Annotated in this window: 16 protein-coding genes, 1 tRNA gene and 1 riboswitch; of the genes, 3 read left to right on the top strand and 14 right to left on the bottom strand. The window is 58.3% G+C overall.

The features are described 5' to 3' along the window. Positions 1–66: 66 nt before the first annotated feature. Entirely contained in the window at positions 67–1128 is a 1062-nt protein-coding gene (locus ACODS3_RS16130; RefSeq protein ID WP_201017426.1) for an SDR family oxidoreductase, read from the bottom strand. Positions 1129–1305: 177 nt separating this feature from the next. Between ACODS3_RS16130 and ACODS3_RS16125 the strand changes: the two genes are divergently transcribed. Continuing rightward, the gene (locus ACODS3_RS16125) at positions 1306–1431 is read left to right on the top strand and encodes a hypothetical protein (RefSeq protein WP_268939515.1); all 126 of its coding nucleotides are present in this window, start codon (positions 1306–1308) and stop codon (positions 1429–1431) included. 118 nt (positions 1432–1549) lie between these two features. Next, positions 1550–1687 carry a DUF6429 family protein gene (locus ACODS3_RS16120; RefSeq protein WP_304574902.1) on the top strand — a complete coding sequence of 46 codons (138 nt, stop codon included), beginning with the start codon at positions 1550–1552 and terminating at the stop codon, positions 1685–1687. Positions 1688–1836: 149 nt separating this feature from the next. Here the strand turns inward: ACODS3_RS16120 and ACODS3_RS16115 are convergent. The 13 genes from ACODS3_RS16115 to ACODS3_RS16055 all read right to left on the bottom strand — a co-directional run bounded on the left by ACODS3_RS16115 (position 1837) and on the right by ACODS3_RS16055 (position 18840). Continuing rightward, positions 1837–1910, bottom strand: a tRNA-Gly gene (locus ACODS3_RS16115). A 158-nt stretch (positions 1911–2068) separates the two neighbouring features. Next, the gene (locus tag ACODS3_RS16110) at positions 2069–2950 is read right to left on the bottom strand and encodes an alpha/beta fold hydrolase (RefSeq protein WP_489035219.1); all 882 of its coding nucleotides are present in this window, start codon (positions 2948–2950) and stop codon (positions 2069–2071) included. Positions 2951–3257: 307 nt separating this feature from the next. Next, positions 3258–3950, bottom strand: coding sequence for a pseudouridine synthase (locus tag ACODS3_RS16105; protein ID WP_489035218.1), 693 nt, complete (start codon positions 3948–3950; stop codon positions 3258–3260). A gap of 41 nt (positions 3951–3991) precedes the next feature. Further along, entirely contained in the window at positions 3992–4222 is a 231-nt protein-coding gene (locus ACODS3_RS16100; protein ID WP_489035216.1) for a cysteine-rich CWC family protein, read from the bottom strand. Beyond that, positions 4219–5700 (bottom strand): sensor domain-containing diguanylate cyclase, encoded by a 1482-nt coding sequence (locus tag ACODS3_RS16095; RefSeq protein WP_201017421.1) that lies wholly within the window; start codon positions 5698–5700, stop codon positions 4219–4221. The genes ACODS3_RS16100 and ACODS3_RS16095 overlap by 4 nt, the downstream gene beginning before the upstream one ends. A gap of 102 nt (positions 5701–5802) precedes the next feature. After that, a complete protein-coding gene (locus ACODS3_RS16090; RefSeq protein WP_489035213.1) occupies positions 5803–9129 on the bottom strand; it encodes a dermonecrotic toxin domain-containing protein in 3327 nt (1108 codons plus the stop codon). A gap of 77 nt (positions 9130–9206) precedes the next feature. Further along, the gene (gene atzF / locus ACODS3_RS16085; protein ID WP_489035211.1) at positions 9207–11021 is read right to left on the bottom strand and encodes an allophanate hydrolase; all 1815 of its coding nucleotides are present in this window, start codon (positions 11019–11021) and stop codon (positions 9207–9209) included. A gap of 36 nt (positions 11022–11057) precedes the next feature. Then, on the bottom strand, positions 11058–14681 hold the full coding sequence (gene uca / locus ACODS3_RS16080; RefSeq protein ID WP_489035209.1) for an urea carboxylase: 3624 nt from the start codon (positions 14679–14681) through the stop codon (positions 11058–11060). A gap of 114 nt (positions 14682–14795) precedes the next feature. Next, entirely contained in the window at positions 14796–15410 is a 615-nt protein-coding gene (locus ACODS3_RS16075) for an urea amidolyase associated protein UAAP2 (RefSeq protein ID WP_489035207.1), read from the bottom strand. 12 nt (positions 15411–15422) lie between these two features. Beyond that, the gene (locus ACODS3_RS16070; protein ID WP_489035205.1) at positions 15423–16148 is read right to left on the bottom strand and encodes an urea amidolyase associated protein UAAP1; all 726 of its coding nucleotides are present in this window, start codon (positions 16146–16148) and stop codon (positions 15423–15425) included. A gap of 14 nt (positions 16149–16162) precedes the next feature. Then, on the bottom strand, positions 16163–16927 hold the full coding sequence (locus ACODS3_RS16065) for an ABC transporter ATP-binding protein (protein ID WP_489035203.1): 765 nt from the start codon (positions 16925–16927) through the stop codon (positions 16163–16165). Then, complete coding sequence (locus tag ACODS3_RS16060) at positions 16924–17739, bottom strand: ABC transporter permease (RefSeq protein ID WP_489035201.1); 816 nt, start codon at positions 17737–17739, stop codon at positions 16924–16926. Before ACODS3_RS16060 ends, ACODS3_RS16065 begins: the two co-directional genes overlap by 4 nt. Positions 17740–17766: 27 nt before the next feature. After that, a complete protein-coding gene (locus tag ACODS3_RS16055) occupies positions 17767–18840 on the bottom strand; it encodes a putative urea ABC transporter substrate-binding protein (RefSeq protein ID WP_201000192.1) in 1074 nt (357 codons plus the stop codon). Between the two features lie 62 nt (positions 18841–18902). Next, a riboswitch (guanidine-I (ykkC/yxkD leader) is annotated at positions 18903–19005 on the bottom strand. 480 nt (positions 19006–19485) lie between these two features. On the opposite strand from ACODS3_RS16055, the gene ACODS3_RS16050 reads away from it, so the two are divergent. Further along, positions 19486–19827, top strand: coding sequence for a hypothetical protein (locus tag ACODS3_RS16050; protein ID WP_489035230.1), 342 nt, complete (start codon positions 19486–19488; stop codon positions 19825–19827). Positions 19828–19829 lie beyond the last annotated feature (2 nt).

Below are 19829 nucleotides of genomic sequence, written 5' to 3'. Positions count from 1 at the left end.
GCGACAGCATTGAAGTCGCGGCCAAGGCCCCTCCCACTTAGTGATATGTACGCCTTAACTTATCAGTCAGGGTATCAAACGCTCAGCGCGCAACCTGTCGAATACATCGAAAAAGGCCTGGTCACTGGCCTGATAGGCGCTGAAGCCCAATGCCCTGCTTTTCGACATATCGGTGACTACTTCGATGGGACGTCCAAGGTCTGCATCGGTGTGCCATGGGGATATCAGGCGGCTGATGTCGGCTTCGCGCAGATCATGCTCTGCAACGATCTGACTCCAGGCGCTCTGGTCGTTGGCCATCTGCGTTTCGAGTGGAGAGGGCGCCGATGGAAAGTCGGCCGGTTGCAGGCCGAAGTAGTTGGCGATCTGGCCCCACATCCATTTCCAGCGAAAGACATCGCCGTTGGTGATATTGAATGCCTGATTGGCGGCCTCTGGTGTAGTCGCTGCCCAGAGCTGCTGTCTGGCAAGTTGCCGGGCATCGGTCATGTCGGTGAGGCTGTCCCATTGCACCCGTGAGCCGGGAAATACAAACGGGCGTCCAGTGTGTTTGCTGATGGTGGCGTAGACGGCGAGGGTTGTCGCCATGTTCATCGCGTTGCCCACGGCGACGCCTGTGACCGTATGCGGGCGATGCACGCTCCAACTGAAACCGTCCTTTTCGGCGGCGGCGAATACTTCATCTTCCTGCGCGTAGTAGAAGTTCTCTACATCCAGGCGACCCTGATCCTCACGGAACGGCGTCTGCGGAAGGCTGCCTTTGCCATAGGCCTCGAAAGGGCCGAGGTAATGCTTCAAGCCCGTGACCAGCGCCACGTGCTTTACGCTTGCGGCCGGGCGAACGGCGTCCAGCACATTGCGCACCATGGCGGCGTTGACCCGAATGTTCTCGGCTTCGGTCGCTTGCCGTGACCAGGTCGTGATGAATACATGGGTAGGTTTCAGGTCTGCCAGCGCCGAGCGCAGCGATGCGGGGTCCTGAAGATCAGCAGCGACCGGGATCACGCCTTTCGCGGGGGATGGATTGCGCGAAAGCGCCGCAACCTGCCAGCCGTTTTCAATCAGGAGTCGAGTGGTTTCGCTACCGACGATGCCGCTGGCACCGACGACCAATGCTGTCTGGGTCATAAGGTTTCTCCATGAATTCAGGTGTCTGAAACCCATCGTCCCGGAAAAGTTCAAAGGCGATACCCCGGCGGTTTCTCTGCAATGAGGCAATTGGCAGGAACTGTTATCCACTTGTCAGGCTCTTTTGAATACCAAGCGTAAAACCTGTCTGGACTGATGGCCAAAGGAGGTCAGACCATGAGTGACGATAAGCAGAAGCAACAGGACAAACCCGAGAACGACACCCCCGCGCATTCGACCGAGAAGGAAAGGGAGCGGCTGAAGGACTTCAACAAGAACGGCATTCCGCCTGGAGCATGCTGAGGTCGGGTGTTCACTTCAAAGCCTGGTCATGGTTCAGTAGTTGTGTCGGGCTTTGTGGGGCTGCCTGCAGATACCCACAAGCTCGACATTACTTTTGAATATGAGTGGAGCAACGATCATGAAGTACGACGAAAAACTTATGAGTCGATTGCATGACCACGGTTTCATCAGTAATCCGGTGAACAGGAATAAATCGATCTGGTTGACGGCGAAGGTCGGGAGCGAGGTCGCCAGCAAGCTGCCTCCCTCAAAGTGAACTTATCGGCATCAGCAGGTAGGAGCGGATTTATCCGCGAGACTTCATTGAAGGAGATACATTTTCTTCTGATGTACGCTACGGATTTTTCAGGATCGGAAACTGAGGAGGGAAGTCGGCAAGAAAGCCCGGAAAAACTGGGGGAAAACTGGAGCGGGTAGAGGGAATCGAACCCTCAACTAAAGCTTGGGAAGCTTTCGTTTTGCCACTAAACTATACCCGCTCTGAGCGGCTGACTTTGTACCAGATGCTCGGGGCGAGTTAAAGCGCTAAATTCATCCAGCCGCGCTTTCTGGCTGTACTGCGCCCAGGGAGACCATCCGCCAGTTGCTGCTTTCCCTGCGTTGGCGAATGGTCCCTCGGCTTTGTCGAGTGCCGGGCTCAGAAGGCGAATGCATGGTGCGCAGCCTGGTTGTAGGCGTGGCGAGCGGGTTCTGCTACTGGTTGCAGAAAACTCATCAGTGCCTTTTTCGAGTCGCGGCAAGCGGCTTTGTGTTCCATGTCCAGAAAGTGCCCGGCGGCTTCGATGGTGCTGAAGCTGCAGTTCTGTACGTGTTGAGCAAAGAGCACCGCGTCGTCCGCTGCGGTGTATTCGTCCCAGGCGCCGTTCATGAAAAGTATGGGTACGTTGATGTTCTTCGCAGCGGTCAGGTAGTTGTCCGGATCGAGTTCCAGTACCTGGCTGATGTGATAGTGCATCTGGTCGTATTCATGCAGGTCCAGGCTGCTGACGTGACGATAGTTGAAGCGTTTGAACAGCGATGGCAGATGTTTGCCGATGGTGTCGTTGATCAGGTGGCCCATTTCATAGCGGTTATGGTCGCCCAGGTGCTTCAGGCCACGGTTCAGGTAGCCGCGCATGTGTTCGTTGAGGATCGGCGAGAACGAACTGATGACTGCACTCTCGATGCGTTTTGGCCGGTGTGACAATGCAACCAGTGCCGCGGCTCCGCCCCATGAAAACGACATGATGTGTTCGGCGTTGAAGTGGTCGATCAGCTCCAGCAGTATCTGGCCTTCCATTTCCCGGGTCAGGGGTTTTTCATGCAGGTTGTGCGGCTTGGATTTCCCGGCATAGGGTTGGTCGTAAAGCACCACATTGAACTGTGGATACAGGTTGCGAACGGTCTGGGCAAAGGAAGCGGTGGTGGCCAGCGAGCCGTTAACCATGACTATGGTTTTTTCCGCGGCATCTGCGCGGTAGAACTCCGTGTAAACCCGAAACTGTCCTTGTATATCAAGCACGGCGATTTCTGGCCTCATATGTATGTCTCCTGACTTACAGATATGCGTATGCGCTAGCGCAAATAAAAAAATGCACGGTTTGGTGACAGGTAGGCATTAGCCTTGAAGGCCCATGTCGATCCAAACAATCTGTTCGACAGGTATTGTTATTGGCGGGCAATTTGTCGTGAACCCGAGGGCTCGATACGGCAAAAGGTTTCTTAGAATGCGTTGCTGACTTGCCAGTCACATGTGGACTGACGATTGGATTCAAGCAGGCGATCCGGGAACCCGCAAGTGCCGTTCGTAATTGATCTGGCCGTTCCGCCGAATGGTAGTGACTTTTTCAGATCGACTGAATTTGTGCGCTACTCAGTGCCTGATAGCTGCCAGGCTCTAGCTCGGGGTTCAGGGCCAGAGGCCCCATGCTTTCTCGATGCAGAATCAATACTTTATTGTCGAAATGACCGAACATCCGTTTTACCTGATGGTAACGGCCTTCCACGATACTGAGCCTTGCACGGCGAGGTCCGAGCAGGGTCAGAGTGGCAGGTTGTGTGGTGATGTTCTCGTAGGCAAAGTAAAAACCCTCGGCAAACTTTGCTATGTACCGTTCGTCGATAACTTGCTCTGTCTCGACGTAATACACTTTTGAAAGTCTGGTTTGAGGTTGGGTCAGGCGACGTGACCACTGTCCGTCGTTGGTGATCAGCATCAGGCCGGTGGTATTGAAATCCAGCCGACCGGCGATGTGCAGTTCATGTTTGTCGGGTTCATCCAGCAAGTCGAGTACGGTCGGGTGTTGTGCATCGACTGTTGCACTCACATAGCCTCGCGGTTTGTGCAGCATGAAATAACGGGCTGCCTTGCCGGCCTGCAGTAATTCGCTGTCGAATTCCACTCGGCTGAACTCGCGCACTTCATGATGTGGATCGCCAATCACCAGGCCATCGACTTTGACTCGCCCACTGGCCAGTGCCAGGCGGACATGCTGGCGGTTGAAGCGGGGCAGGTTGCTGAGAAAGCGGTCAAGACGCATGAGGGTGACAGGGCGATGGGCAAGGAGCGCGCATGGTACGCCTATCGCTCCGGTTTGGCCTGCACACTGTTTGCGACGCCGGCGCAGCGCGGGCACAGGCAGGCCAGGTTGCGGATCCCGGCGGGCAGGGCTTGCAACACGGCCGGGTCAATGGTCTGCGAAAAGCACCAGCAGGCTTGATCGACCGTGCGTGGGTCCGCCAGTGTGCAACTGTTGCTGAAGCCGCATACCGGGCACAGGCCGGGGTCTGTGTGTGTCGCTGTTGTGTTCATGCCGGGATAGGGTTCTCGATACAGACTTGGTTGCGGCCATTGAGTTTGGCGCGATAGAGCGCGCTGTCGGCACGGGCGATCAGGCTTTGCAGGGTATCACCGCTTTGCAGTTCGGCCAGCCCTACGCTGACGGTGACCTGTAATGGCAGGCCGGAAAATATATAAACGTGCTGTTCGGCCAGTTCACGGATTTTCTCGGCGATGCGTTGGGCGCCTTTGGTGTCGCTGCCCTTGAGCAGGATGATGAACTCTTCACCGCCCCAGCGGCAAATGATGTCTGACTGGCGTAGACAGCTTTTCAGATCATTGGCAAAACCGGCCAGCACTTCATCGCCCGCCAGATGACCATGAGTGTCATTGAGCCGCTTGAAGTGATCCAGGTCCAGCAGCAGCGCCGTAAGGGGCGTGGCTTCGCGTTGCGTATCCTTGAGCGTATTGACGGCCAGCAGGTTGAAGCCTCGACGAGTGGGCAAGCCGGTCAGGCTGTCGAGCGCGGCCTGGGTTTCAAGTTTTTGCTGGTAGCTGATGATGATGCGATGCAGGAGCCCGACAATCACCAGCGTCACGATCAGGCAGATGAACAGGTTCAGGTACAGCGACTGGCGAATGTCGCTCAGGGCTTTTTCTTCCTGTTTGTCGACGAACAGATACCAGTCCAGTTCGGGGATGAAACGCACATTCAGAAAATGACCTTCGTCTTCGGTGCTGTATTCAAAGGTGCCACTGTGAGGTTTGGGCAGCTTTTCCTGCAGGTCACTCATGCTGGGCAGGTCTTGCAGCTTTTGCCCGATCACTGCGCCTTGTGGCCCGCCGCCCGCTCCAGTCAGGACGATGCGTCCGAAGGTGTCGACGAGGTAGACGTTGCGCTCATAGCGTTGCTGGTAGCGGTCAATCAGTTGGGTGACGGCATCGACGGTAAGACCTACTCCGGCTACCCCGATAAACCGGTTGTTGTAGTCGAATACTTTGTAGTTGATGAAAAAGGTCAGGTTGTCTTTGTTGGCCATGTCGGGGTCGAAGCTGATTTCGTAAGGCACGTCCATGTCCCGCACCCGGTAATACCAGGCGTCTCGCGGTTCAAGGGCGCTGATTTTTTTCAGAATGCCTTTGGCGTGGTAATAGATATGGGTGGAATCGGAGATGAAAAAGGATGTGTAGGCTCCGTAATGATCCATGACTTCCTTGAGGTAACGGGTCATTTGTTCCGGGTTGCGTTCGCCATCGACAATCCAGTCGCGCATGAAAGTATCGCGCGACATCATCGAGGAAATGAGAACGGGCCGGACCAGGTCTTTCTGGATTTCCGAATAGACGGTATCCGAGGTCAATGGCAACTCAGTGTTGATAATTGCGTTGCGAATGGATTCTCGTGAAACGTAATAGCTCAACAGTGAGGTTGTCAGAAAGCCGCTTCCGAGCAAAAACACTAAGGTCAGTAATAATGAACGATGAGATGTAATTGCAGAGTGATGGGGCATGAAAGATCCGCTTTCTTGAATATCCTTGAGAGTGCGTATATTAAATGAATCGGCGATTCATTAATAACCGGATATATAAAGCAAGTCTCTGGCCACTTTCAGTCAGGGCGCATTGATAAGCGCCGGAGCCAGATAAACCGGGCTTCGACGCAGGAAGGCGTCAATGGCGGAACATCGACAATGCACCAAAAGAATACGGTCGTAATGAATACCCTGCGCCGATAATGTCTTGAACAGATCTTCCAGCGAGGGTGCGGACATTGCAAAACGGTTACGCACCGTCAATATATCCATGGGGACGGGCGGGAGGTGCCCTTTGAAAGGCGAGATATTTGAATTGCGCACAATATTGGCAATGTCCTGATAGCTTTCATCGGCCAGAGTCTGAAACTTTGACAAGGTGTAATTCTTCAATCTGCCGTGAACCGAGGTGCCCGCCATGAGTTTGTCGGTCACTACCAGAGAGGGCAGTGAAGATGGCGGTATCGCCAGGGTATTGCCCGCCGTATTCGATATGGCAAATGGGCCGACTTTTTTACTGACGACGCGATGCAGCTTTGGATCGGCAAGAAGATAACCATGAGGTGCATAGGTTTGTATTTCTGTGCCGTTGGGGATTTTGACCGTCGAACTCCAGGGCAGATACTGGCCATGGGTGCTGACCACCAGGGTGCGGGCCTGACCTTTGCTGGATGTCCAGAGCAGAAACTTGCGTCCCAATTTCCAGGCATGGATAGGCAGGTTGCCATAGCGTGGATGCCCCGGCACGGTCCAGACCTTGAGCATGCTGTCGGTGTGAAAGAACTTCTCCAGACGGGTTTGCCGAGGTTGCATTGAGTGGCCAAACAGTGACGCGGGGCTCAAGGGTCGAACGGCTGTGGCGCGTTGTGTGCGCACGATGTTTCTTGCAGGCGTCACGACTTTCTTGAGCGCCCCCAGCAACCTTGGCGTGAAAGGCATCAGGCTGAACAACCCCAATGACAGTGCAGACAGGATCGCCTGCTTCTTTTCCTCGCGACCACTGCCGGGCTGATTGGCCGCTACGATGTTCAGGGACGTGATGCCGATGTCGATGGCCAGTACCGCAATGAACGCAGGGGTCAGCAGAAAAGACATGGGGGCCAGCACCCATTGCAGATGACTCAGACGCTGTGTCCAGTAGCGCAGCGAAAGCTGGGTCGAAGTCACGATCTGTTGTTGGGTCTCTTCCAGGGTGTTCTGTTTCAGTGTCTGGCGCATGAAAGCGAACGGCGAGCCCGGCAGCAGATATCTATGCAGCGAATGGCTTAATGCCTTGCGCACATCGGGGTTGTATATCGCGTCTGTCCAGGGGCGCAGTATCGAAGCAGGCGGGTCTGGTGCCTGGACTCCGCCCCATAACCTGAACAGATAGTTCAAGCGCTCCTGATTGCGGCCCGGTACGTAATTCAGTACGGCCGTGCGCCACTTCTCGTCCCCGGTGGCTTGCCTGAGGTATTCCTGAAGGGCCTCATCGTTCTTGAATTCAATGAGCGCCTTGGGCAGCCCGGCTTGATAAAGCACCCTTTGCGGCTTGTCGGGCTCCTCAAGCACCAGCAGGCCAGCGCAATACTGGTGCTCGACACCTTCAACAAATGAGTTCTGCACTTCAAAGCCCAGGGTGAGCCATTGCGCAGCGGGGTCCGTCAATGACTTCACGATGCTGTCGAAGCCGCTGCGCAGCAGGCTGCCCTGTTTCAGGCAGATCACGGCCTGACTGATCAACATGGCCTGAAATATCTGCTCGATCCTCTGCGCCTGTTGTTCCCAGAATTCATCGAGACGGCGGGACATCAGGTGCAGAAAGTCGATGGCTTTTATCCGTTCTTCGATATCCAGGGCCGCAACCGCAAGCTCCTTGTCGGCTGACCAGACGCCTTTGCCGGTCGTGTCCAGATACACCACCGACCGACCGCCATGGTCGATATAGCCGGCAGGGTATTGCACCCGATAATTGCTCATCAGGGCTTCACTGAGGCTGACGGGTTTCTCGTCGGGTACGTGTACATGAACGGTAGGTCGCAGAATGCTGCCCAGCGGCGTGACCGAGTGCCCGCGTCGATAGGCAATGAAGACGTGATCAGGGTTTAGCTCTGCGCCATGCAGGGTGAGGATGACTTCAGCCATGAGCTGCGCCGCTATTTTCAGCGGTGCGGGGACTTGCCCGAGGATGGGGGCCTTTGTCTGCCAGAGGTCTACCGCTCCTGCCAGGGTCAGGCCACGTGCAATGGGTTTGAGCAGGTCGATATCGTGGGCGCCATCCACGCTTTCCAGCAGGTCGAGTGCGAATGTTTTCTGAGCATCTGTCAGGTGGCTGAACACGTCACCCTGAAGCACTACCGACTCGACCACGAGTGCCAGGCTTTCATCGGCAATGTATTTGTTCAGCCAGAGTCGATGCTGCCTTGAGGTATTCAGGGCATCGAGCAATCGTTGGGTCATCTGGCGCGGCTCGTCACTGATGTACTCGGTGATGGTTGCCGTATCACCCAGGACATGAATGAAGCAATGCGAGGTGTTCAGCGACCTGACCTGAAAGATGCCGGGTACGAGCTGAGCGTTGACAGACAGCATGCGGACCTCCGAGCTGTTTCCTCGTGCGGTCTGTTCCAGCGCCTGGCTGTCGGCTGGAAAGTGCTTGAGCCCCAGTGCATCTAGCGTCAGGTAATAACCGTTGCGGCTGATCTTTTTCCGGGCGAACTTTCGTGCCAGCACATCGAGAAAGGAAAGCCTGGCCAGTGCGCGGTAAGTCGTTTCATGTTTGTGCCAGAAGGCATTGACCTTGCTGGTGTAGTCATCGACCCACGGGGCATTGATGATGAGGTCAAACAGTGTCCTGGAGCTTAGTGATGGCGTATCCGGGGCCGGCAATGTGTCGGTTATCGTGCAGCTCAGCAGGTCTGCCAGCCGGCTCGTGTCGCCAGATATCAAGGCCAGTTCGGTCAGGGAGAGTCGGGCGCTGTAACGCTCGCGCCCACGCTCATCGACCGATGGCCGGTTTTCGGTCGTGAAGGTGATGTGCAGGTGGTCAGGGTCCAGTTGCTTGCCAGCCTTCTGCAGCAGCAGGGCTTTCAGTTGCTCGCCGATATACGCCCGTCGGGGAGGAGGGCAGTCCATGTCCAGTTGCAGGGTTTTCAACAGCAGGATCGAGTCGGCAAGCAGTTTGAAACCGGGGCTTTTTCTGAGCTTTTTCAGTCGCTGTAGGGCTTGTGTATCGGGTAATGCCGAAGGTGATGGCGAGGCGATCTCCGGCAGCGGTTTTTCGTCAGTCGGGTAATGCAGCGGCGCAAGGGAAAATGCCCCCGAGCCATTGAGGCTGTCTTTTCGTTCCGAATCAGGCCCCGGCAATATGATGAAATCGGGATGCTCCAGATTGGAAGCAGCAGAGAGGGATTTCCAGAGTTCATCCATGACAGTGACATAGCGAAGTGAGTGGCCGCTTACTATGTCACTGCCAAGGCTGCGCAGTTGCCTATCTATTTATGGGTTCAGCGCTGTTGCAGATAAGCACGCCAGCCGCCCAGATGGCTGATATCGGTCGCGCCTTCAAGGCCGTAAGGCTCGCAGATAAAGCCGCTTTCCCAGCGTCCATCGGCCAGTTGCACCTTGCCCAGCCCCAGCGGTGCGGGAATGCCGGTCAGGAATGAACCCAGCTCACGGCTCGGCAGCTCCCAGACTTCCACCTCTATCGCCACGCCATCTTGCGCGACACGCAACATGCCTGGACGAAACGGCGGGCCGCCTGCCAGTGCATACAACTGATAGTCGGGCGAGCTTTGTGTCACTTCCAGCAAGCGTGCGCCGCGCTGCTTGAGTTGCCAGTTCAGTGCCAGGCCGTCCAGGTGGGCGCCACATACCACAAGGCGGCTCATGTCATTGCGGGCGGCGGACTTGGGTTGAGGCAGATCTGGAGTGTGGCCACCGATCAGTGGCAGTGCGGTCTGGCGTTGCAAGGCGTCGGCCATGCTCAGCAGGTACTGATCGGTAAAGGCCCGACCAAACAGCGTTACGCCCCAGGGCAGGCCGTTGTTCATAAAGGCACTGGGGACCGCAACCGCCGCGTAATCCAGCAGGTTGACGAAGTTGGTGTAGTAACCCAGCTCCGAGTTGCGCAACACCGGTTCTGCTTCGAGCTCTGCCGAGGTGACCGGGCGACCGATGCTGGGCGTGACCACGAAGTCCAGGTCTTCAAGCGCCTTGTCGCAGATCGCCTTGAGCGCCTGCAAACGATATTGCGCCCGGAAAGTATCGACACCCGTGACCGCAGGCGCCTTGGCCAGTACAGCGCGGATAACGGGCAGCACGGCGTCGGGAGCTTCCTGCATCAATTGCCCGGCCACGCTGTAGCGTTCGGCGACCCATGGGCCTTCATACAGCAGACGCGCCGCTTCCAGGAAGGGCGAAAGATCCAGGGTGACAGCTTCACCGCCCAGTGCTTTCAGATGAGCGAGCGCCGCCTCGAACAACTGCGGGCCTTCGGCACACCCGAAAAACTCCAGGTCTTCGGCACGTGGCACGCCGAAACGCAAAGCACGGGGCGCGCCGAAGGCCGAAGCGTCGTTCCACAGCGGGTTGCTGCGGCTGTATTCGTCGCGAGGGTCCAGCCTGGCCACCAGCCCCAGCAACTGGCTGGCTTCCCTTGCTGTGGCAGTGAAGGTGGTGACGCAATCCAGCGTACGGCAGGCCGGTACTACGCCAGCCGTGGAGATCAGCCCTTTACTGGCTTTCATGCCGACCAGATTGTTCAGCGCTGCGGGCACCCGGCCCGAGCCTGCGGTGTCGGTGCCCAGCGAGAAGCTGCTGACTCCCAATGCCACGGCCAATGACGAACCGGAACTCGACCCGCCGGACGGATAGTCCTTGAGTACGCTGTTGGGGCATGTGCCATAGGGTGAACGGCTGCCGTTCAGGCCGGTAGCGAATTGATCGAGATTGGTCTTGCCCATGGGCACTGCGCCCAGAGCGATCAGTTGCTCGACAATGGTTGCCGAACGTTGTGGCACATACGCATAGGACGGGCAGGCTGCGGTGGTGGCAATGCCTGCAAGGTCGATATTGTCCTTGATCGAAAACGGGATGCCGTACAGCGGCAGGTCTTTGATATCGCGGTTTTCCAGTACGGCGAGGTAAGGCTCCAGTTCTGCCGGGGTGAGCAGGTGGATGAACAGGTGAAAGTCAGGATTCAGTACGGCGGCCTTTTCATGGAGGGCCAGGATCAGTTGCCGGGGCGTCAGGCTGCCGGACTGGTACGCGGCACGCAGTGTATCCAGTTGCAGGTCGCTTGGGAGTACGTTGTGGTTCATGGCGAATTCCGTCGAAAGAGTTAAAGACACAAGGTTTCAGTCCGTTTCCAGAACGACCACACGTTGCCCGGCTCGCACCGCCGAGCCAGGTTGCACCCGCACATCGCGAACGACGCCGCTCACGGGAGCCAGCAGCGGGATTTCCATTTTCATGGACTCCAGAATCACCAGCACATCTCCTGCCGCAACCCGTTCACCCGGCTGGACCTGCACTTGCCAGAGGTTGCCGGCGATATGGCTGTCGATCCCTTGCTGACCCGCTTCGAGTGCAGGCTCATCGGTGAGCGGGGCCGCACTTTCTTCGCTCTCGAAGTTGGCTTGCCCGCTGGCGATCCAGCGTTCGCGTTCGGCCTGGAAAGCGGCCTGCTGCTGGCTGCGAAAGGCGGCGATTCCCTCGGCTTCCTGACTCAGGAAGGCCTGGTATTCGGCCAGGTTCAGGGTGCTGTGTTCGATTTCCAGCGGGTAGCGGCCCAGCGGGAAGTCTCGACGGATGCGCAGCAGTTCATCGGCGCTGACCGGGTAAAAGCGGATCTGGTCGAAGAAGCGCAGTAGCCAGGGTTTGCCGTCAAAGGCGGCGACTTCGCGATAGCGGTTCCACATCTGCAACGTACGGCCCACGAACTGATAGCCGCCGGGGCCTTCCATGCCGTACACGCACATGTAGGCTCCGCCGATGCCCACCGAGTTTTCGGCGGTCCAGGTACGTGCCGGGTTGTACTTGGTGGTGACCAGACGATGACGCGGGTCCAGTGGTGTGGCGACAGGTGCGCCGAGATAGACGTCACCGAGGCCCATGACCAGATAGCTGGCGTCGAACACCGTTCGTTGCACTTCGTCCAGATTGGGCAGGTCGTTGATGCGGCGGATGAACTCCAGGTTGCTCGGGCACCAGGGCGCGTCCTTGCGCACTGTGGTCATGTATTTCTCGATTGCCAACTGACAGGCCGGATCGTCCCAGGACAAGGGCAGATGCACGATGCGCGACGGGACTTGCAGATCCTGGGTGGCGCAGACGGCATCCCATTCACCGGCGACGATATCCAGCAGTGTTTTGAGAGGCAGTTGTTCGGGCTGGTAATGCACTTGCAGGGAGCGAATGCCTGGCGTCAGGTCGATCACCCCTTGCAGCGCCTTGCTTTCCAGCGCCTGCATCAAGGCGTGCCCGCGGAATCGCAGCACCAGATCCAGTTCGGGAGCCCCGATTTCCAGCAACACATGGGTGTCGCCTGATAGCCGGGCGACCAGTCGTTTGTCGTCCTGGCCTATATCCAGCACAACCGGATTCTGTAGGAGCGGATTTATCCGCGAAGAGGCCGTTACATCCAACGCATCATTTGTGCATGAGCCACCGTCTTCGCGACTGAAGTCGCTCCTACAGAGGAGCGCGCGGGCTATTTCCAGGCTGACCGGGCTGAAACGCACTTTATCTCCGGCCTTGAGCTGCCCCAACTGCCACAGATCCGCTTCGATGATGGTCACCGGGCAGACGAATCCGCCCAGGCTCGGGCCGTCGGGACCGAGGATGACGGGCATGTCGCCGGTAAAATCCACCGCGCCGATGGCGTAGGGATTGTCATGGATATTGGACGGGTGCAAACCCGCTTCGCCACCATCGGCGCGCACCCATTCCGGCTTGGGCCCGATCAGGCGCACGCCGGTGCGGCTGGAGTTGAAATGCACTTCCCAGTCGGTGGCAAAGAACGTGTCGATGTAACCCTCGGTAAAATATTCCGGCGCGCCATGCGGCCCATAAATCACACGAATCTGACGCACATCTGCCAAGGGAGTGATCTGTTCATCCGGCACACGCTGCCCCGCGCTGCGGTCTGCCAGCGTCGCAATATGCAATACATCTCCTGCGCGTAACGCCCGTCCGCCATGGCCGCCGAACTGGCCGAGGGTGAAGGTGCTTTTGCTGCCCAGATAGTCCGGCACATCCAGACCACCGCGAACGCACAGGTAACTGCGTGCTCCGGCACCCGCAATGGTGCCCATCGCCAACGTCGAACCGGCGGGCAGCAACAGCGCCGTGTTCATGGGCTGCGGCTCACCGTCCAGAGTGAACGGGATCTGCGCGCCCGTAACAGCCACTACCGCATCGGTATTGAAACGAATCAGCGGGCCGCTCATGGTGATTTCCAGTGCCGCGCAACCTTCGGCATTACCCAGCAGGCGATTGCCCTGGCGCAAGGCGCGGCTGTCCATCGGCCCTGACGGCGGTACGCCGACCGCCCAGTAACCGAGGCGACCCGGATAGTCCTGGACGGTGGTCTGGGTGCCGCCGCTGAGCACTTCAAAGGTGTCGGCGTGATAGATCAGGTTTTCCAGGCAACGTGTCCACGGCTGGCCGCTGGCAAAGGGGGCATCGACGATGATCTGGCGAAGATAATCGCGGTTGGTTTCCACGGCATACAGGCGCGTGTTGCTCAAGGCTTCGGCCAATGCCTCACTGGCTTGCTGACGATCCGGTGCCCAACTGATGAGCTTGGCGATCATCGGATCGAAAAACGGCGGGATCTCGCAACCGGCTTCAACCCAGGTATCGATGCGCAGCTTCTGGCCATCGGCCTGAGGAAAGTTCACGGCAGTCAACAGGCCGGGGCAGGGCTGGAAGTCGCGCCCTGGATCTTCGGCATACAACCGCGCCTGAATGGCATGGCCGGTGGGTTTCAGTGTGGCTTGCAGCTCGCTGAGCGGCGGCAGATCACCGGCCGCCAGTTGCACCATCCAGCCGACCAGATCGACACCCCACACCTGTTCGGTGACACCGTGTTCGACCTGCAGTCGGGTATTCACTTCCAGAAAGTAGAAACGCTGATCCTCGCTGTCGAAGACAAACTCCACGGTCCCGGCGCTGCGGTAATTGACCGCTTTAGCGAGCTTGATGGCTGCTGCGCAGAGTTCGTCAGCCATGCCGTCCGGCAGGTTGGGGGCCGGGGTTTCTTCCAGGACTTTCTGGTTGCGGCGCTGCACCGAGCAATCGCGTACGCCAAGGGCCAGCACTTCGCCCTGGCCATCGCCGAAAACCTGCACTTCAAGGTGGCGAGCACGCTGGATGTATTTTTCGATGAACACGCCCGCGTCGCTGAAGTTGTTCTGGCCCAGGCGCTTCACGGCTTCAAAGGATTCACTCAGCTCTTCGGCGCTCCGGCACACGCGCATGCCGATCCCGCCACCGCCTGCGGTGCTTTTGAGCATTACCGGGTAGCCGATGCCACGTGCTGCCGTGAGTGCCGACTCAAGGCTGTCGAGCAGCTCGGTGCCTTCGAGCATCGGCACGCCATGCTGTTTGGCCAAGGCTCGCGCCGTGTGCTTCAGGCCGAATACACGCAGTTGTTCTGGCGTCGGGCCGACGAAGGCGATGCCGGCTTCTTCGCAGGCCTGGGCGAACGCCGCGTTTTCCGAAAGAAAACCGTAGCCGGGATGAATCGCTTTGGCACCACTGCTTTGGGCAATGGCGAGAATCTTGTCTACCGCCAGATAAGTACCTGCCGCGCCGCCTTCACCCAGGCTGTAGGCTTCGTCGGCCTGCATCAGGTGCAGGCTGGCGGCATCGGCTTCGGAATAGACTGCAACACCCTTGACCTTCAAGGTGCGCAGGGTTCGCAGGATGCGGCAGGCAATGGCGCCGCGGTTGGCGATCAGCAGTTTGTCGAACATGGCATGAACCCCGGAAACCCAGATTCGCTCGGTTTCGTGATGGGAAGCGGGCCGTCCCGCTATGGGTCGTTGCGCACAACGGTCGTCCGTTGTGGAGGGCTCGATTTTCTGGATTCAGTCGCGAATCAGCAGCCGGGCCGGAGTCGGGTTGTAGCCGTTGCAGGGGTTGTTCAGTTGCGGGCAGTTGGAGATCAGCACGATCACATCCATCTCGGCGCGCAGCTCGACGTACTTGCCGGGCGCGGAAATGCCGTCCTCGAAAGTCAGGCCACCCTCGGCGGTCACCGGGACATTCATGAAGAAATTGATGTTCGGGCCGATGTCGCCTTTGCCCAGGCGACCGTCATGGGCGCAGGCACGCAGGTAGTTGTCCCGGCAACTGTGCATGTGGAGTTTGTCCAGGGCATAGCGCACGGTATTGCTTTCCTGGGCGCAGGCACCGCCAAGGGTGTCATGACGTCCGCAGGTATCGTCGACGATGGTCAGCATCGGCTGGCCGAGGTTGGAATACAGCACGCTGCCGGTGGTCAGGTACACGCTGTTCTGGCGACGCAAGGTGCGTTGTACGTCATAGCGCTCGCGTGGGTTGGCCAGGCTGTAGAACAGGGTATCGACGGCCTGATTGCCTTCCAGGTCGAGAATGCGCACGGTCTGTCCGGCCTTGATCTCGGCCAGGAACGGTTCGCCAGCCGCAATGGTGGCGTCGCAGCAGTGTTGGGTCGAATGCATGACAAGGCCTCCTCAGGCGAACAGACGGTCGGTATTGGTAAAACCACGCTCGTTTTCCGGGCGTGAGGTGCGGCAGTGTTCGGCCACGCTGGCGTCGGCTTTCATCCAGCTCAGCTTCACAGGCTGCGGGGCGTATTTGGGGTTGGGGTCCATAGGGTGTTGCAGGGCAGTGAGTACCACCAGCGTATCCATCGGCGCATACAGCTCGATGTAGTCGCCTGCTTTCGAGTTGTCCGGCACGAAATGCAGGCTGCCGGCCTCGTCCACATTGACCCGGCTGAACAGGTTCAGGGTCATCAGCAGGTCGGACAGGCCCAACCCCCATTTGCCCAGTTCTACCAGCAGGTTGTCGACGCCGTTGCGGAAGAAACCATTGCGCAGTTCCTGATAGCGACCCAGGCCGTATTTCTCTTCGACTTCCGCCGCGTTGAGCACGCCGCCGATGCTGTCGCTCCAGCCGCAGGTGTCGGCGCTGATCGCCGCCAGCACGCGACCCATGTCCGAATACAGGCAGTGGCCGCTGGTGAGTTTGGCGGTGTGTTGGCACTTGAGGCTGTCGGGCAGGTTCAGGCGTTCGGTCTTTTCATGGGCATTGAGCAGCGTCAGGCTGACATTGGCATTGCCGTTCAGGTCTGTCAGGCGCAGCAGCTCGCCGCGCTTGAGCACGAATGAACGATGGGCTCCGCCAGGCAGAAGTTCTTCGGCGAACACGGGAAACAGGGTGGTTGAGTCAGTCATGAGTCGGGCTCCTTTCAAACCGTTTGCAGCGAGTCGAGGGCCGCGCGTGCAGCACGGCGGTCGCTGTTCAAGGGGATGTCGTAAGTGATGCGTGCGCCATAGGCGCCAGGGGCGTGCGGGTCCTGGCGCACCTTGTCGAACACCATCAGGCGGGTGCCGAGGTTGAAGCCTTCGGACAGGTCGTGGGTGACCATGAACACGGTCAGCTTCGTTTCCTGCCACAGCTCCAGCAGCAGGTTGTGCATGTCCTTGCGAATGCCGGGGTCCAGCGCACCAAAGGGTTCGTCCAGCAACAGAACCCGGGGTTTCATGATCAGTGCCTGGGCGATGGCCAGCCGTTGTTGCATGCCGCCGGACAGTTGGGTCGGGTATTTGTCGAGCGCGTGTCCCAGCCCGACTTTATGCAACAGCACGGCGGCCTGTTCCCGTGCATCGCGCCTGGCCTGACCGAACAGCCGACCGAGCCAGGGTGCATTCGGCAGTTCCAGCCCCAGCGCCACGTTGTCCAGCACGCTCAGGTGCGGGAACACCGAGTAGCGCTGGAACACCACGCCACGACTCGGGTCTGGCTCGTTGGCCAGCACCTTGCCGTCCAGCGTGATAGCGCCCCGGCTGGGAATTTCCTGGCCCAGCAGCAGGCGCAGGAACGTGGACTTGCCACAGCCCGATGCACCGACGAGGGTGCAGAACTCACCTTCGGCCACTTCCAGGTTCAAGCCTTCAAGCACAACCTGATCGTCGTACTGCTGCCAGACATTGCGCACACTGATAAAGCTCATCCTCGTGCTCCTTCATACCAGGGGAATGCACGACGGGTCAGGGCTTTCAGGCCCCAGTCCATCAGCCAGGCGAGCAGGGTGATCCAGATCACGTAAGGCAGAATCACATCCATCGCCAGATAGCGGCGTACCAGGAAAATCCGGTAGCCCAGCCCGTCAGTGGACGCGATGGCTTCGGCCGCGATCAGGAACAGCCAGGCCGAGCCCAATACCAGCCGCAAGGCAATCAACAGGCGGGGTAGCAGTTGCGGCAGGATTACTCGCAGGATCAGCGTCCAGGTCGAGGCGCCGAGGGTTTGCGCTTTGATCAGCAATTCCACGGGGATTTCCCGTGCGCGCTGTTCCAGATCCCGCGCCAGAATCGGCGTGATACCGATGACAATCAGCATCACTTTCGATAACTCTCCCAGTCCGAAAACAATGAATAGAATCGGCAGGATCGCCAGCGGCGGTACCATCGACATCACTGTCAGCAATGGCGACAGCGGCGCACCGAAAAGCGGCAGAATCCCCGACGCAATTCCCAGGCACAAGCCCAGCAAGGCGCTGACTCCCAGCCCGATGGCCAGCCGTTGCAGGCTGGAACCGGTGTCCTGCCAAAGCAGATAACTGCCGGTGCGCGAGTCCTCGGTGAAGGCCATACGATTGACCGCATCGGCCATCTGCACCGCGCTGGGCAGCAGTTTGTCGTTGGGGTTTTCCATCAGCCGTGTTGCCGAGCCCGTGAAGTAGGCGAACAGCAACAGGGCGAATGGCAGGATCACCAGAATCAGGCGACCGGCCCGATCCGGGTGGCGATTTATCAAGCGCATGGCAATGACCTTTGGGCTGGGTGCGGTTTACAGCTTGTTGTCGACGGCCATCTGTACGTAGCTTGGGTCGAAGTGCAGCTTGAGGTTGGCCTTGTCGCCTTCAGTCACGCCATTGGCGAACGACATGCCCACGGCGCTTGAGTCTCTGGCACCTTCGCCCAGCAAGCCATGCTCGAAGGAGAAACTGGCGACCTTGCGCATGGTGTCCGGCAGTTGGGTGCTGGTTGCGAAAGCCAGAGCTTCCTTGGGCGTAGCGAACAGCCGAGTGGTGTCGAGTTGCGCCTGGAAGCCCGCCAGATCGGTACCCGAAGCCTTGGCCATGTGCTCCAGTGCCGCCTTGCTGGCAGCCGACTTGGCGTTCATCAGGGCAACCACTTCAAACCAGGCGCCGGTCAGGGCCTTGCCCAAGGCCGGGTTGTCTTTCAGGGTCTGGGTGTTGACCACCATCATGTCCATGATCTCGCCGGGGATCTTGCTCGAATCGAAGACCTGGGTGACGCCAGGCTTGGCCTTGATGTCCGAGAGCATCGGGTTCCAGGTGGTGACGGCTTTCACTTCATCGGTGTTGAAGGCTGCCGAGATATCGGCGTCCGAGGTGTTGACCACTTTGAGGTCTTTTTCGGTGAGGTCTGCGCTGTCCAGCGCACGGGCCAGCAGGTAATGGGAAACCGACAGCTCGACCAGATTGACGTTCATCCCCTTGAGGTCGGCGACTTTCTTGCCTTCGCCCTTGATCACGATGCCGTCATTGCCGTTTGAGAAGTCACTGACGATCAGCGCCGTGCTTTCAACGCCACCGGCTGCCGGAATGGTCAGGGCATCCATGTTGGTCATGGTGCAGCCGTCGAACTGACCAGCGGTGTATTGATTGATCGATTCGACGTAATCGTTGAGCTGGGTGACATCGATCTTGATGCCGTACTTCTTCGCCCATTTGTCGACGATGCCTTGAGTGCCGGCGTATTCCCACGGCATCCAGCCCGCGTAAATGGTCCAGCAGACGTTGAAGTGATCTTTGGGGGCGGCTTGTGCCGAGAGGCTCAATGCAGCGAGTAGGCCTGCTGCGAGCAGACCGGACAGGCGGGACTTTGGCTTGTGCATGCTGAATAAACCTCCAGTAGTGAAAGGGGCGGCCAGGAGCAACTCGACACCACTGGTGTCCTGTCTCCCGGGCTTTTATCCCGCCGTGTAACCTCTACTGGAGGTCGCCAACTCTCGGACCAGCCACTTGCCTGTCGGCAAGCCGGAACCCTAGTCGGCTATTGCAAATTGTGGTGCCGCGAAGCTGTGTTGACTCCTGCACATCAATCGTTAAGCGAGAGTTGTGCCAACTTGCTACAGGCCTTGTTTCTCCAAGGGTGCTGGAAAATGCGAGTGGTTTTAACGCGCCTGTCTGCCTTGTGCTGGTGCAGGTTTGCACCGTGATGAAGCGCTGTGGGGTGAAATGTTTTGTAGCATCTTTGTACGAAACGGCAGCAGGGTCGCTGGGCCTTGTTTATCAAAGGTTTGCGAGCCATTTGGCCATTATTTCAAGGGATCAGTGGCTTGGGGAAATCCCGCACTAGAAAGGTTTTCTGCTGTCAGATAATTCGTCTGCTGGCCAATGTGCAGACGCCGACCAGCGTCGCTGGTTGTGCCCAATCGCGGTCCAAGGAGGCCGCCATGTATCGAAGACCCTTGCTCATCGCTTTGCTGGCCCTGTTCATGACAGGTTGCTATGCAGGTCCTGGTTACTACGAATCCGAGGTGTACACACAACCGACGACTGTCGTCGCTGGAGGGTATGCTTATGACAATGGTTACCGCTCTTCCTATTATCAGGAGCGGCGCATTTATGTAGCGCCTCAGCCACGCTATTACTACAGCCAGCCACCGCGTTATTACGCACCACCGCCACCACCGCGTTATTACGGTCCTCCACCGCAACCGCGCTACTACAACCCTGGCCGGCCACCGGGCCATGCATGGCGTGATCACCGGTTCCGCGGCAATGATGGCTATCGGAACAATTACCGTAACGACTATCGCAATGACTACCGTGGAGGCGGCCGGTCATGGGATCGCGGCCGGGGTGATGGCCGTTATTGATA

Source organism: Pseudomonas sp. FG43 (genome assembly GCF_057809175.1).
This window is presented reverse-complemented; position numbering and strand designations above follow the sequence as displayed.